The sequence below is a fragment of the Bombilactobacillus sp. ESL1187 genome (assembly GCF_058107155.1).
Genome location: NZ_JBYLTZ010000001.1, coordinates 1 through 14,419 on the forward strand (window position 1 = coordinate 1; position 14,419 = coordinate 14,419).

Annotated in this window: 20 protein-coding genes; all 20 read right to left on the bottom strand. The window is 36.2% G+C overall.

The features are described 5' to 3' along the window. Positions 1-34 precede the first annotated feature (34 nt). The 20 genes from AC3B5B_RS00005 to AC3B5B_RS00100 all read right to left on the bottom strand — a co-directional run bounded on the left by AC3B5B_RS00005 (position 35) and on the right by AC3B5B_RS00100 (position 14,292). The gene (locus AC3B5B_RS00005; RefSeq protein WP_489768971.1) at positions 35-517 is read right to left on the bottom strand and encodes a phBC6A51 family helix-turn-helix protein; all 483 of its coding nucleotides are present in this window, start codon (positions 515-517) and stop codon (positions 35-37) included. Positions 518-578: 61 nt separating this feature from the next. After that, positions 579-1,133 (bottom strand): hypothetical protein, encoded by a 555-nt coding sequence (locus tag AC3B5B_RS00010; protein WP_489768972.1) that lies wholly within the window; start codon positions 1,131-1,133, stop codon positions 579-581. Positions 1,134-1,370: 237 nt separating this feature from the next. After that, complete coding sequence (locus AC3B5B_RS00015) at positions 1,371-2,363, bottom strand: Fic family protein (RefSeq protein ID WP_489768973.1); 993 nt, start codon at positions 2,361-2,363, stop codon at positions 1,371-1,373. Continuing rightward, on the bottom strand, positions 2,326-2,634 hold the full coding sequence (locus AC3B5B_RS00020) for a hypothetical protein (RefSeq protein WP_489768974.1): 309 nt from the start codon (positions 2,632-2,634) through the stop codon (positions 2,326-2,328). Before AC3B5B_RS00020 ends, AC3B5B_RS00015 begins: the two co-directional genes overlap by 38 nt. Before the next feature lie 227 nt (positions 2,635-2,861). Continuing rightward, positions 2,862-3,299 carry an ArpU family phage packaging/lysis transcriptional regulator gene (locus AC3B5B_RS00025; RefSeq protein WP_489768975.1) on the bottom strand — a complete coding sequence of 146 codons (438 nt, stop codon included), beginning with the start codon at positions 3,297-3,299 and terminating at the stop codon, positions 2,862-2,864. Between the two features lie 72 nt (positions 3,300-3,371). Then, the gene (locus AC3B5B_RS00030; RefSeq protein ID WP_489755846.1) at positions 3,372-3,560 is read right to left on the bottom strand and encodes a hypothetical protein; all 189 of its coding nucleotides are present in this window, start codon (positions 3,558-3,560) and stop codon (positions 3,372-3,374) included. A gap of 4 nt (positions 3,561-3,564) precedes the next feature. Continuing rightward, positions 3,565-3,774 carry a hypothetical protein gene (locus AC3B5B_RS00035; protein ID WP_489768976.1) on the bottom strand — a complete coding sequence of 70 codons (210 nt, stop codon included), beginning with the start codon at positions 3,772-3,774 and terminating at the stop codon, positions 3,565-3,567. A 3-nt stretch (positions 3,775-3,777) separates the two neighbouring features. Continuing rightward, a complete protein-coding gene (locus tag AC3B5B_RS00040) occupies positions 3,778-4,347 on the bottom strand; it encodes a DUF1642 domain-containing protein (protein ID WP_489768977.1) in 570 nt (189 codons plus the stop codon). Between the two features lie 12 nt (positions 4,348-4,359). Further along, a complete protein-coding gene (locus tag AC3B5B_RS00045) occupies positions 4,360-4,854 on the bottom strand; it encodes a hypothetical protein (RefSeq protein WP_489768978.1) in 495 nt (164 codons plus the stop codon). After that, on the bottom strand, positions 4,805-5,077 hold the full coding sequence (locus AC3B5B_RS00050; protein ID WP_489768979.1) for a hypothetical protein: 273 nt from the start codon (positions 5,075-5,077) through the stop codon (positions 4,805-4,807). Before AC3B5B_RS00050 ends, AC3B5B_RS00045 begins: the two co-directional genes overlap by 50 nt. Next, positions 5,078-5,470 carry a RusA family crossover junction endodeoxyribonuclease gene (locus tag AC3B5B_RS00055; RefSeq protein WP_489768980.1) on the bottom strand — a complete coding sequence of 131 codons (393 nt, stop codon included), beginning with the start codon at positions 5,468-5,470 and terminating at the stop codon, positions 5,078-5,080. It lies immediately after the preceding gene. Positions 5,471-5,708: 238 nt separating this feature from the next. Further along, complete coding sequence (locus AC3B5B_RS00060) at positions 5,709-7,997, bottom strand: AAA family ATPase (protein ID WP_489768981.1); 2,289 nt, start codon at positions 7,995-7,997, stop codon at positions 5,709-5,711. A 3-nt stretch (positions 7,998-8,000) separates the two neighbouring features. After that, complete coding sequence (locus tag AC3B5B_RS00065) at positions 8,001-9,590, bottom strand: DEAD/DEAH box helicase (protein ID WP_489768982.1); 1,590 nt, start codon at positions 9,588-9,590, stop codon at positions 8,001-8,003. A 13-nt stretch (positions 9,591-9,603) separates the two neighbouring features. Then, positions 9,604-10,122: a hypothetical protein gene (locus tag AC3B5B_RS00070; protein WP_489768983.1), complete on the bottom strand. Its 519-nt coding sequence runs from the start codon at positions 10,120-10,122 to the stop codon at positions 9,604-9,606. Between the two features lie 10 nt (positions 10,123-10,132). After that, positions 10,133-11,173, bottom strand: coding sequence for an ATP-binding protein (locus AC3B5B_RS00075; protein WP_489768984.1), 1,041 nt, complete (start codon positions 11,171-11,173; stop codon positions 10,133-10,135). Continuing rightward, complete coding sequence (locus tag AC3B5B_RS00080) at positions 11,173-12,453, bottom strand: AAA family ATPase (RefSeq protein ID WP_489768985.1); 1,281 nt, start codon at positions 12,451-12,453, stop codon at positions 11,173-11,175. The genes AC3B5B_RS00075 and AC3B5B_RS00080 overlap by 1 nt, the downstream gene beginning before the upstream one ends. A gap of 206 nt (positions 12,454-12,659) precedes the next feature. Next, positions 12,660-12,980, bottom strand: coding sequence for a DUF771 domain-containing protein (locus AC3B5B_RS00085; RefSeq protein WP_489768986.1), 321 nt, complete (start codon positions 12,978-12,980; stop codon positions 12,660-12,662). A gap of 5 nt (positions 12,981-12,985) precedes the next feature. Further along, positions 12,986-13,309 carry a hypothetical protein gene (locus AC3B5B_RS00090; RefSeq protein ID WP_489768987.1) on the bottom strand — a complete coding sequence of 108 codons (324 nt, stop codon included), beginning with the start codon at positions 13,307-13,309 and terminating at the stop codon, positions 12,986-12,988. 14 nt (positions 13,310-13,323) lie between these two features. Beyond that, a complete protein-coding gene (locus AC3B5B_RS00095; RefSeq protein WP_489768988.1) occupies positions 13,324-14,073 on the bottom strand; it encodes a phage antirepressor KilAC domain-containing protein in 750 nt (249 codons plus the stop codon). A 12-nt stretch (positions 14,074-14,085) separates the two neighbouring features. Then, a complete protein-coding gene (locus AC3B5B_RS00100) occupies positions 14,086-14,292 on the bottom strand; it encodes a helix-turn-helix domain-containing protein (RefSeq protein ID WP_489768989.1) in 207 nt (68 codons plus the stop codon). Positions 14,293-14,419: the final 127 nt, after the last annotated feature.

Genomic DNA, 14,419 nt, shown 5'->3' on the forward strand with positions numbered 1-14,419 from the left:
AAAAGCTGGTGAGACGTTATCTTTTAGACTTACTTCAACCATCCGTTCCCTCCTTTGTTGGAATATTAAAGTTAATATCAATTGCAGCATCATTAGAATCATCCAATTCCAATTGATCAGCTTGATGCTCAGAAATACGTGCTTCAGCAAGTGCTTTGCGTACTTTAGCTTTATCTAAATCAGGCGAACCATTGTCCGAAAATAGCCCTGCTCGCTTAAAAACAGTTTGAATTGCTTGAAGTTTAACCATTTCCGATTTGCCATGCTTGATTAATTTGATTAGCTCTTTAATGGAATCTGGCAAAGCCTCGTCTAATTGCGAAATACTATATTCACGTTGAGCTTCAATGAACAATGGATCATTCTTCCACTTAGCCAAAGTCCTACGACTACGATTCACTTGTTTAGCAATTTCTTCATCGGTCAAGGTATCTTCAAACAGCAATTTGACCGCCTTTTTACGGTCACTATTCAAGCTATGAAAAGCTTTATTTTGTGAATTTTTGTGTACTGTCACATCATCTCACCACACCTCCTAATTTTGAAAATAGAAAAGCACTCATAATAAGTATTAAAGCTTATTTACTACAAATTTTTTCAAATAAATATGTCCTTATATCAATAAAAGAATTTGATAGGGTATTAAAAAGAAGTATAACTAATATTAAATATAAATTTGATGAACAGAAATTCACAAAAGCCACAATTATGGTAAAAATTAAAATTATTTCTTTAAGACCTGAACAGTTTACAGTGGGATAAAAAAGTACTATAACAAAACTATATACAAGAATAAATAAAGCCACATAAAAATTAAGTTTATGTTCAATTTTTTTTAATAGTTTTTTATATGTTTTACTATGATATACATTATTAGACATGTATTTTTTTGTTTTTCCATTAACTTCTTTAGTGAATTTTAAATTCTTAGGACGAATTTTAGTTCCTGTCATTACAAAATCAATGCTTTTAACATGATGATTTTTTGAAAATTTTTTATTAAATTTTACATTATGAAATTTAACAGTTAAACTAATTGGATTAGTAATCCTTACTCTATCTGCCTTAAGTCCCGATTGCATACCTTGAATAAATGCATAATATAACGCACAAAAAAGCAAATAATAAAACAATAAAAAAACGATACATCCTCAAATATTCTCGTATATTAATTGAGCATAATTGTAATCTTATACGCATCAACATATTTATCACCTCAGCACAATCATATCGCCAAGACATTAAAAAAGCCAGACTATTAGTCCAGCTCCCTAAATTATTTACACTACCATAATACCTCTGAAATCCAGCTTTTCGCCCATAACATTTCCTTCTGATTTCCCCCAGATTACGAAATTTTTGAGCAAAGATTACATATCCAAGCCTATAGCATTCAAGAATTTTTTACCTATTCTTCTTTTAATTGGCCGTTTTTTAACTTTTTCAATAAAACCAATCTTTTCTAAAGCATCCAATTCTTCTCTAGTCCGTTTAGAAGGCAAATTATATTCTTTTTTCATAAATTCTTTCATAGTATTATCATCAATGCTTCCATCTATATCGTTAAATAAAAACGCTTGAGAATAAACGTATAATATTTGGCTTTGTGTTTCATCTTGGGTGACATCATCAAGACTTTTTTCAATAAAAGCTAACATATTCCTAGATAGTTCTAACTGCTCTAAGACATATTTTTGTCCTGATACTAAATATTTAAGCAAAGAAGTAACAAAAAAAGTTATTTCACCAAAATTCTTTTTATTTTCTACTTCTGCAAACTCTTTGTAATACCTTTTTTTCTTTAAATTTATTTGATATGAAAAGCTAATAGCAGTATACGGATCAACTTTCTTACCAATATAACTACAAAATATATACCTACCTAATCTGCCATTACCATCATAAAAAGGATGAATATACTCAAAATAATAATGTGCCACACAAGCTTTTAATATAGAATCAAAATCATCAGAATTGATAAAATGAATCCAATTATCCAATTGATTACTTATATCAGCTTCATTATCTTTAGGCAAATGAACTGTTATATCATTTGATCCAATTCTAACGAAATGATCTCTAAATAAATTTCCATCAGGCAACTTATTGTTAGATATTTCTCCTTTTAAAAGAAAATCATATAAATCTCTTATATCTTTTAAAGATTGTATTTTGGTTACTTCCTGTTTTTGAATAGATAAATACATTTTTGCAAATGACTGAAGTCTAACACTTTTCTTTTTATTATCAGCATTAACTATAGCATCGCTAATCTCTTCAGTAGTTGAATAAACATTTTCAATATCATTAGTTCCTTTTATTTCCTTAATAAGCATTTTGCATAAAAAATTGATTACTTGCAATACCAGGTAGTTCGTCAATGATCTTCTTTATTTTACTGGAATTTTTTCTAATAGCATTTAATAAAGAATTATAAGTAGGTATAGGAACAAAAAACAATTGCAATTTATCTGAAAGTCTAACTTCGTTTCCTTTATTTCTAGTATCTATAGGATTTATATATAAAGGAAATTTTATACTCCCATACCCGTTTTGCCTTTTATCCAATTCTTTATCAATAGGTTCCCCAGGATTTTGGTAAGAATAAATTTTCAAGCTTTTATAATCACTCATGGCTAACCTCCATTTATTCTAAATAAGGCAATTATTTTATTTGCAACACTAAATATACCATATTTATTTAATAATTGGTAATTATTGCATAAAATATCTCGGATTACAAAATAAATATTAAAAAAATACATTAATACGTAAAAAAGCCATTCCTATTCGCCGTAGGAGTGGCTTTTGTGTTTCCATGCTAAGATTTCCTAACATCTCGCAAAGTCATTATAACACGATTATTTAAAAACTAACAACCTGCCGTTCTGGTAAACTTCACAGAATCCAATTAACGCCCGATCACGTCGATTTTGCATCATTCGCACCGATATTAGATTGTGGTAAATCCGTTCGGAAATGACTAAATCTTTTAGTTTTTCAGGCACTAAATACGTGTAATACAAACTCAAACATTCTTCCCGGTCCAACTTCAAAATAGCCGTGGTCATCTCATCAATATCCATCTGTGCTTCATGCTTACGGTCTAATTTAGTGAGCAGTGGTATCATCTGCCCGTCATGGTCACCACTGGTAGCTTTAGGCATACCGTCAATGATTGGCGACTTGAGGGTGTCAATGTGATAATCCGCTATTCGTGCCCACATTCTAAATTTACTTAAAACATTCCGCGCGTTTGCTCTACTTTGCTTGTTGTCCAACTCATCGAATAATCCCAAGCCGCCAGCTCCTTTATGATATAATTTAATTACGATGTTAGAAGCTGCGGTTTAACGACCGGAGTTTTTTTATTACTCATTTTGAGGGATTAATTCTGTCTGTGCCGATTCTAAATTGACACTGATCATATCTTTAGTAAATTCATTTAAACGGTCCAATGAAATATCTTTGGTATTGGCTTTAAATTGAATTGTCACTTCATCATCTTTAGTCTTAAAACTGTCAATCTGTCCTTTAAATTGTAATACTTTACCGTTCATTATCTTAAGCCTCCTTTGAATCATACATAGCCAATTTCAAGTTAATTGAGTAAATTTGACCATTGATTTCTTGAGCAATCTTATTGGCTGCTTCAATTTTCTTAAAAACACAAGCCTCACTAAAAGACTTAGCAAACAAGATATTTCCTTCTTTAGCAAATACTGGATCCTTTTGCCCTTGATAAAAATAATTACCAGTTTTTACGACGTACATAATTCACTCTCCTTCCTTTTCTACCAGCTCAGCAAATGGTTTAAATTGCGGGAAATGTTCTTCAATTTCACGCATAGTGAATTGATTTTGATACGTATCATCTATTTGTTCATTGGTTCCGAGTTCCCATTCAGCAGCATTACTAAGAGTATTTGGATCGGCCTGCAAATAAGCGCATCCCGACTCTTGTTTGAAGTGAATATAGTATTTCGGCTTTTTTACTTTCCAACCAATTTGATAAGCATTTAATAATGCTAATGGTCCATTATCTTTGCACCATAAAATGGTGTCTAATTCATCTTCGCCATTAGCAACATAAGACGTAGACATTGTTTTTTTAATCAACTCTTCTAACGTCACATTTCCGTTCTCAACTTCATTTAGCGTATTAGCTACATACTGTGGTACATTAACTTCGGGAATATCAAACGATAGCTTTGGATTATAGCCATTCTTAACAGCATAATTAATTTGACCATTAATACTATTTATTAAACTAGTTTTGTGTGAAGAATCATTCTTCATATCATTCAATTGTTCTTGAACATCACTTAAATTAATATCAATTTTCATTTATATTCCTCCTCAATGAACCAAAAAATCCAACCGCTCATACAACGGCACATTAATTGACGACACCCGGCAACTCTCAATCTGATAGCCATTTACACGTTCGTGTTCTCGTTTAGCATTAACCAACTGCGTTTTAGAACAATCCAAAAACTTAGTAATATTTTTCAAATTGTCCGTGTAATAAACTCGGTGGTCATTACATATCTTTTCTGAATAAATAATTGGCAACTGCACATGATTATTATTAAATGCTTGATTAAGTCGGCAATAATCAATCTGCAACATTTGCGCAGTTTCAACCATACCGGCGTTATGATTAGCCATATAAATTAAAGCTTTGTTGACTAACTTTTTATCTTCTACGGCTCTTTGTGGATCAATCTTCACGACTTTCATGGTCCGACGAATTTGCTTCAATTCTAAATTGTCATCCGGTACGTGCATCAAGTCGCCATATTCATCTTCCAGCTTTTGAATCTGCGGCATTACCTTTAACATTGGGTTCATGTTCTGCCCCCTTAGCTTGTAAACTCTCATCTTGGTATTCAAAAATAGCCACTAAAAACTTCACTACTAACGGATGATGATTGTACTTCAACTCAATTTGACTCAAGCGGTCACTTAGCCATTCCCAATATTCCACTGAACCAAAATCTAACTGTTGTAATTTTTTGTTTGATTGCCACATCACTCGCAATAAATCAGTGAAGACATTCTTCCAAAACTCCAATCACACCGCCTCAATTCGAATATAAATACCGGGGACTTTCGCCCAAAATTTTTCAGTTATCAAGCTAACCACAAAACGATCATCTTGCCAAAATCCTAACTTCGTCATGCAATCTTGCAACAGCTTAACCGAATTATCCAAATCAGGCTTGGTATCTTTGAACTCACCATCAACGTGTTTACCTTTAATTGGAAAGCACCACTTAATCATCAACTGCACACTGCCGTAAAACTTTTCTTTAGGTACATGTTGAGCTAAGCTATCCAAATATTTTTGCCGTGCATCCTTTAATTCTGCTGGTTCATAAAATATTGGCTTACCTTTAACCACATGTACTTGTTTTTCTTGATGCGTCACAGTTGGAATTTTCATTGGCATAAAAAACTCATACATTTTAATCTTCCTTTAATTTTTTATTTTTAAAAATCTGTCACAGCACCACTTGCTCCTCGTCTTGTTACCCTTCATAGCTATCTCTCCTGAGAGGAGAGCTATGAAGTAACTGACGGACAAGCAGTTTGCAGGGTTGTAAGAGCTAGGTAAAAACTATTAATTCCTAGATTAGCAATTACGAATGCTATCTTTTTTAGATATGACTAGATGTTAATAGCCATGAATAGAAAACATTAAATTAATTTTTAATTAATCTTCCGTCCTCAGCGTGAAAATTTTTATGTTTTCTAACCCTGTTGTAAACAGCTTGTCTTTTTATTCCCAAATAAGCAGCTATATCACTAATGTTTGCAATTTTTCCATCTTCACTAATAATATTGAATGCTTCTTCTAACTCCTGCTGAGCTTTTTGACTACGTTCTTGATTGGACCTTTGAGTTCCTTCTAACCATTTATCATTAGCGCTACCTTTAGTAGCCTTGCGCTTATGATTTTCTTTTGGATCTTCTTCCAATTGAATATCAGCTAGTGAATCGTCTAAAACGTGTACTGGATATCTGAACCAAGCATTAATTGGTGCAAATCTCGGAAATTCGCGCAACGTACCTTCTAATCGCCAAGCCGTTTCTTGACGAACAACTGATATTGCTTGGTCTTTGACCGCTTCGACTGTCTTTAAAATCACTTGAGAGTTTGGCAAGCTAGCAACTGCACTCATTAAATGATGACTCATCTGTGATTTGCTTGACTGATCATCCAAACTGACAGCATCGTAACTAGGTGCGTACTTTTTTATGGCTTGTTGATAAACACGACAAATCTCTTCATTTTCCAATTGCGCATAGCGGTCTTCACTAACTGGTAATTCAATTAAATCTAAAATGGCATCTGGGTCACGGGCAAACACTCCTGAACCACTAGAACGGTCCATTGAATTTTTACCACCTTGATTACCTTTTGAATGATGGTGGCAATAAATCACTGCACAATTTAATTCCGTAGCAATCTTGTCGAATTGATTAGTAAAATTGGCCATCTCATGCGCTGAATTTTCGTCGCCAGTTAAAACTTTATAAATTGGGTCAATAATGACTGCAATATAATTTTCTTTCATTGCCCGGCGAATCAACTTCGGGGCCAATTTATCCATTGGACTCGTCTTACCCCGCAAATTCCATACATCAATATTGCTGACATCTGGGTGTCCTTTACCAATCGTGTTATAGATTTCAACAAAACGTTTTTTAGCAGAACGTTCGTCTAACTCAAGATTGACATATAGCACGCGACCTTGGGTGCATTTGAATCCTAGCCAATCCCACCCCTCGGCAATGGCAATCGCCAATTCCATTAAGGCAAATGACTTACCAGCTTTCGACGGTCCCGCAATTAACATCTTGTGTCCTTGACGTAGCATGCCATGGATTAATTCGGGAGCTAAGACAATTTCTTGATCAAACAAGGTATCTAAACTTTCGATATCGGGCAGGTTGTCGTTTAAATCTTCAATATATTCTTCCCATTCTTCCCAGCTAGCTTTACCAATGTTCTTATCAATCAAGAATTGCTTTTGGTCTCCGCGCTGAAACCCCGGTAACCGTGTTAAACGTGATGGATTTTTATTTTGCTTATCAACTTGCAGACCATTTTTCTCAACGATTTTAAAAAGATAATCTACTCGTTCTTGATATTGTGGGTAATTAATCGCATCAACTTTCACAATGGCGTGTAAGCTACGATGACCAGAATAGGAAAGGGCTGCAATTGGTAATTCAAGTTTATGCAAGATTTCATTTTGCTTTTCAATTTCTGTGGTATCAGATTCAATTAAGGCATACCGGTAATCAACCACATTTGTATTTTTAACACCTTGTCCGTCTAACGGGTTAAGTCGCACCCACGCCCCCGCTTCGGGATTCGGGTCGCCCATTACCGCTCCAATATCACCATGGCTGCGTTGTAATTCTTCAATTAATTCGCCGGCTGTCCGCGTATAGATACCTTTTGACGGTAACCACTTTTCGACTGCTCCACTCTCATTACTCGTTTTCGGGTAGGCATTATTGACATACCCAACAATATCTCCCGGTCGAAACAAAGCATTAAGATAATCAATAATCTGTTGGGCGGGGTTCCAATTCTTAGGTTCCACAACTTGTTCGCCCATAATCCAATCGGTATTAAATAGCTTATATCCTTTATCAATTCTGGACTCGGTCGCCATAAAGCTATCGTCCCAGCCAAAAGCTGTGTCATCGCCACTACCTGGTTGCCACCCATTATCTTTTGCCATTTGCGTAATCGTCGCCCCAGTGATTGGTGAATCAGCACCATCAAAGCTATTCCACTTACTTTCACATTCACCTTCATGGTAACGACTACTGTCACTTTGAGACCAATTAGCCCAATCTTGAGCAGTGTAGCCTTCGTGCTTTAACCCCATTCCAACATCGACCCATTCTTGATAGCTCAAAGAAGCGGGATTGATATATTCTAAAAGAGGTAACAAATCAAATTTCTCTTCCATAAACTATCCTTTCTGTGGTTGATATTCTGCCGGCTTAATATTTTTGGGAATGCGCCAACCACTGGCAGCAATTCGATTAATCATCTTTTTAGCCGCTTCAAAATCCCAAGTACCAACGTGTTTAAAGTTGCGTTTTTCTAAAAATCTAATCTGCTTTGGAGTGGCCAGCCCTGCATCACGTCGTTTGCTTAAATGATTCAATAAGACTTCGGCTTTTCCAGCATTTTCAATTTCATCAGGAAAAATACCCATTTTTTCTAAAGCACTTTTTTGCTTTTTGGTTGCCGGTCCCATCTGGTAACCAAATTGAGGTACATAATTAGCCAAGTCCGCTGATTGAATGGACATTTCAAATTGCAATGGATCGACTAACTTGCGCTTACGTTTGCGCATTACTGCTAATTGATCCGCCAAAGAATCCTCACGTTCCTCAACCACCTCATCGCTAGCTTTTTGCTCCGCTTCTTGCAAATCAATTGCTTCGCCATTAGCTTGTTCAATATCTTCAGTCATCTTTTGAGCAACTTTAGCATCGGTGGCAATCACACTTGCCGGATGACATAGTTCATGGCGTTCGGTGTGCCATAAAAAATCTAATAACAAGAGGTCCTTTTTATTGGGTGCAATTCTGGTTCCGCGACCAACCATCTGGCTATAAAGGGCTCGCACTTTTGTCGGTCGTAAAACAACAACACAATCAACATCTGGACAGTCCCAACCTTCAGTTAGTAACATGGAATTACATAATACTTGGTATTTATCATTGGCAAAATCTTGTAAAATTTGCTTCCGGTTAACAGACTCGCCATTCACTTCAGCAGCAGTTAAACCATGCTGTTTGAGCATGTGGCAGAACTTTTGAGAAGTTTTAACTAGCGGTAAGAACACAACGGTCTTGCGTTCAGCGCAATACTTTGTCATCTCGACAGCAATTTGTTCCAGGTACGGATCCAAGGCCGTTCCTAAATCTTTCGTAGAAAAGTCACCCGATTGTTGCTTGACACCCGAAATATCTAGTTTTAATGGGATCGTAATAGCTTTAATCGGTGACAAATAACCATCTTTGATAGCTGCCGGCAAACTATACTCATAGGCTAAACTGTCAAAGTATTCACCAAGATTGCGCATATCACCCCGATCCGCTGTCGCAGTAACGCCCAAAACTTGAGCACTTTTGAAATAATCCATCACTCGTTGATAGCCATTTGAAAGAATATGATGGGCTTCATCAACGATAATCGTGTCGAATTTATCAGGTTGAAATTGCTTTAAACGCTGGTCTCGTTGCAAAGTTTGCACGGAACCAACTGTGATGCGATAGAAAGAATTAACGCTGGTTTGTTCGCCTTTTTCTACGGCCGCTTTTAACCCAGTTGCTTGATATAATTTATCGGCTGCTTGTTCCAATAATTCGCCCCGATGAGCCATAATTAATACTTGCTGCCCTTGGCGCACTAGCTCTTCAGCTAGTTTAGTAAACACAATGGTCTTGCCGGTTCCGGTCGGAAGTACCAGTAAGGTTCTTTGATGACCCTTTTGCCATTCAGCTTGCACTTTCTCAATTGACGTTTGTTGATACGGTCGTAATTCCATAATTTACACCCCATTAAAATGCTCCGGTTCCTGGTTGATAACCGTTTTGAACTGGTGCCTGGGTTGGTGGTGTTTGTGGTTGTGTATTAACAACTGTGGCATTAGGATCGGGTTTCAAAAATGTTTTAACTCTGTTGTTCGTCCGGTCTTGACCTTCTTTTTGATAATGGTTAATCTCTACTTCAGCCTGCCCCTTACTACCCACAACTTGGTTCCAATTAGGTTTAAATTGCTGTCCATCAACAACCGGTTGCCCGATTGCCTTAAAGAATTGCGTTAATTTCCAAGAGAATTTCTTCAATAAATAAAGACGTTCTCTAATTAACGTTGACTGACCATCTTGCGACGTAATCTTAACGGTAACTTCAGCAAATGGTGCTCCGTTGGGAATCTTATCAGAATTACCCTCGTAATTTTTCCGTTCCATATCGGTAACTTCAAATGGATATTTACCTTCTGGTAAAGTTACAAATTGGGTTTCCTCAGCTTCAAACGCACCGTCCCAGCTGATAAATTCATTTTCGTTGTTCATGTTATTTTTCCTACTTTCTCACTTTTGTATTTAATAGGCCCATAGCCGCATCCCACTTAGAAGCTAAATGTTGCCATAAATCAGTTGGTACATTTTCTAACGGCGTATCAACTGGCATAAAACCACCGACATAAATAATTTGGCGCATCTCATCCACAGAAACGTGATTTAATTGCATTAAATCAGCAACAGCTTTTGGAATAACAGCCGGGATTGTTTCTGTCGCTGTTTGTTCTTCTCGTGGATCAGCTTGCGGTGCTTCCTGTTCCATTGCTGGTTCAGGAGGTAAAGGTGGCTGCTCAGGCATGGTTGATTGTTCTATTGGTGCTAGTTTGGGTGTCACTTTATTAAACGCATCAGCAATTTGGTTATAATCAAAGTCCAATTCATCTGCTAAGCCTAACCGGTTCTTAGCGTCCCATGTTGGGCGGTGGGTTGTGTACATTACCCGTTGCCCACCTTGAGCTTTTTTAGAATTAGTCTTACTGTCGGTGACCACAATGGTTTTGTAATTCGCAAACAAAACCATATCTGCCCATTCTTTGACCATTGGCGCAGTTTTCTTTTCTAACTTCAACTCATATCGGTCATAAGCCCCCATTTCATCGGGCTCTTCTTTCTTCCGTAACCAGGCATGAGCGGTAACCACAACGTTTATTCCACAATCAATAACTTCACTTAATTTGTTGAGTAAATTACCCATTTCTGTCGCTAATGCAACATAACGTTTCCCATAATCGGTTGAATCAATCATTTTCCAACCGTTTTGCGAACAAAGATGCTTTTTGCATAAATCTTCGGCCCAATCAATTGTGTCCAAAACTAAAGTTTGACATGGTCGATTTACAATAGTTTCTTCAACTTCTTGCATCAACATTTCCCAACTCGTGGGTTTGGGATATCGGTTAACATCTAAATAATTAGATGAATCTTCAGTATCAATAAAGACCGGTTTAGGAAAATGACTCGCAAAAGTTGTCTTGCCGATTCCTTCTACCCCGTACAACACAACTTTTTGTGCTTTCGGAACAATTCCACTTGTGATTTCCATTAAAATGCTCCCTTTCCTTGCCAATTAGTAGTGGCAGTTTTTGTTTCACCATAGCCATCTTCGATAATGATTGAACATTCATCACCAGTTGAAACACGGGTGGCAATAGCTTGTAAGCCTTCAGCTTGAAGCCAATCACCAAACTCTTTTAAAGTTTCTAAGTCCATTTGTTCTAACTTATCTAGCAATACAAAGCCGCATTCTGGTTTAAGCTTACGGACAATCGCCGTGGACACTTTGAGTTGATCAGAACTCGACATGTTATCCCACTTTTGGCCTTGATAAACCAGCTCACCATCTTCAACAGATAAACCTGGTAATGGTAGTTGTGCTTGCTTTAATAAGTCGGCTTTTTGTTGTCGGACATTATCTAATTGGGTACTCAACTGAACATACTGGTTGGTGTAGTCCTTGGCGTCTTCTTCAGCTTTATCCTTATCCAAATTAGCTCGCACTTTGCGGTTAATTTCATCCACATCAGCAATGTTCTGTTCCAGCTCTGCGGTAGATTGATCTTGCAGTTGTTCAGTAGATTGCTTGGCAATTTCAACATCATTGAGCGTTTGTTCGTGTTGTGTTTGAAGCTTATTTAGATGGTCTTTTAATTGTTGAATCTTACTTTCTTCTTGTTGCGATTGATTCATTAATTGACTAAGCTGTTGGCGTTTGCGTTCATTCTCACCATTTTGTGCCAGTATCGTTTGTTGCTGTTGAATTAAATCCGAGACAGCTACTAAATCTTTGGGTACACCAGGATAATATTGTTGCTCTTCGGCATACTTTTTCTTTTGATCGGCAATCTGCCCAAGCTCATGACGCCGGTTATAAATTTGCGTTTCTTGTTGTTCTAACTTAACTAATTGCTCTTGGACGCCAATAATTTGTAACAAAATATTAGCCTTTTCTTTATTACTGGCATTCATAAACTTCGGAAGATTAATGGCTAATTCTTCAACAAAGCTATTGAGCAATTGTTGCCCCGCTTTTTCACCATTGGGGTCAATCACTTTCAAATTTGATTTTGGGCCACTACGTTCAACAATTAAGCCATTGTTCAATACCACATGCAATTTGGGTGGTGTTACTGAACCTTCACGCTGTGCTTGCGACGGTTTGTATTTGTTACCACCTAATGCCCAAGCAATCGCATCTAACACGCTAGTCTTACCTTGGTTATTTTTGCCACCAACAATAGTTAAACCGTTATCTGATGGTACAATTTCGACAGCTTTAACCCGTTTAACATTTTCAATTTCTAACTTGTCAATTTTGACTGGCATGTTCATCTTCCTTTCGTGTTATACTTAAATCTGTAATGAATATTGCATTTGACGCCAACCAGAGTGCCTGCTCTGTGGCGTCTTTTTTGTTTACAGTCCCCATAAATTTTTCCAACCTCCTTTAGCATCAACTAGATCTTTGAGTCCGTAGCCAAACAAAACACCAATAACTACACTAATGACATCAATTGGTACAACCATGCTTTTCACCTCCTCTCATTACATATCTCGCCAAAGTAATCTTGCATAAATTGGCTAAAACCATGTGGTTCAAATTGCCAACCATTCTTACCTGAAGCTTTAGGATATTTGACACACTTACTTAGTTGCCGTTTAAATCGAGAAACGTATAAAACATGCTCACGAAACCACTGTAAGTCGTGTCCATAGCGTTCTTTTAAATCTTTAGAGTTCCACCAGCAGTCATAGTCTGAACGTTCCTGTAACTGTTCAAGCTCTGATTTTTTAACTAGTACATATTCTGATGGAATGGTAATTTCTACTGTGCTCGTTATTTTCTGGACCACGATTATCACTCCTTTTTTGGTCTATCAGTATTCAAACTATCTATTTCTTTTAAAGATTTATTTATGTTACCTTGAATTTTAAAAAGAGAAAGACTAATTATTTCGTGATTTCTAGAGAATGCGTATTTAAAAGATTGGACCTTTTCATTTCTAAATAAGTCTTCAAGATCTTCAAAATAATCAGATGCAACTTTTAAAAATGTATTTGCATCGTTTAATAAGCAAGTCAAATCATACAAATCTAAAGAACTTCTCTTCGCCAATTCATTTAATAAATCAAAGTTTGATATTTTAGAAAGAAAGTTTATTTTTGTATTTTTAGAGTTCACAATGTTCTCCCTTTCTATACGTCCAGTACATATTGTTCTTTGATAATTTCTTGACCTAAAAATTTGTTAATGAAGTATTGTTGCCCCTTTCCAGTGACCTTGGGAGTTTTTGTTACTTTTACGCTTCCATCTGGATTTTGAAAAGTACGCTCTTTGATTTCAAACAGTCCTAAATCTAAAGACTTTTGAGTTGGCATATTACGATCTGATCTTTTACCATTGATAAGGTATCCTTTTTCGCGCATCCACTGGAACAATCTATTTTGTCCGATGTTTACACCGTTTTGTTTGATAATCTTTGCCAATTCACCAACTAAAATACTAGTGTCACTTGTTTTAACCGCATCAGCAAACAATGCTTTAGGCTTCAGTTCGCCATTTTCAATTCGAAGTTGATTATTTTCATCTTGCAAAATCTGATAACCACGTTTGACTACTTCTGCTGGATCATTCCATTTACGTTCTAATTCAATGAAATACTTTCGATACTTCTTACCTTGTTCGGTTTTACTCATCATCGAAAGTTCTTTTGCCATTTCAATTGTTATGGCATAGTCATCATATTTCCTAAATGTACCTCTATTGCCACTTTTTGTGAGGTAACTTTCAGGTTCCCTCACAAAATCAATGTTTTCAATGAATCCATCTGATGCTTGATCAAACCAAGCTGAAAACTTTTTCTTTGACTTTAAACCTTTATGCAAATCTCTAGCTGAAACTAACTGTTGATTATTTTCAATAGTTACTTTGATCAATTCTTTCATTTAAATATCCTCCTATTTAATATCTAAAATGTGTTTCATTTTTCTTCTCAATTCATTGGACTTGGGTGATACATCACCTTTAATCGCACGATTAATTTGAGCAGGATTAGAATTTAACATTGATGCCATTTCGCGCTGAGTAATACCATGCTTCAGTAAAGCCATCTTAAATTCTGTTTCTGTATTTTTAGCAGCTTCAATCAATGTTTGATCTAGCATTTAAAGTCACCTACCTTTCATAATTTGTTTATCAAATAGTTGCACATTTTTAGACAATCGTCTATAATAAGGGTACAGAAAATAAGATAAAAGCTTTATCCAATCTACCGTTTTTTCGAATAGAGCA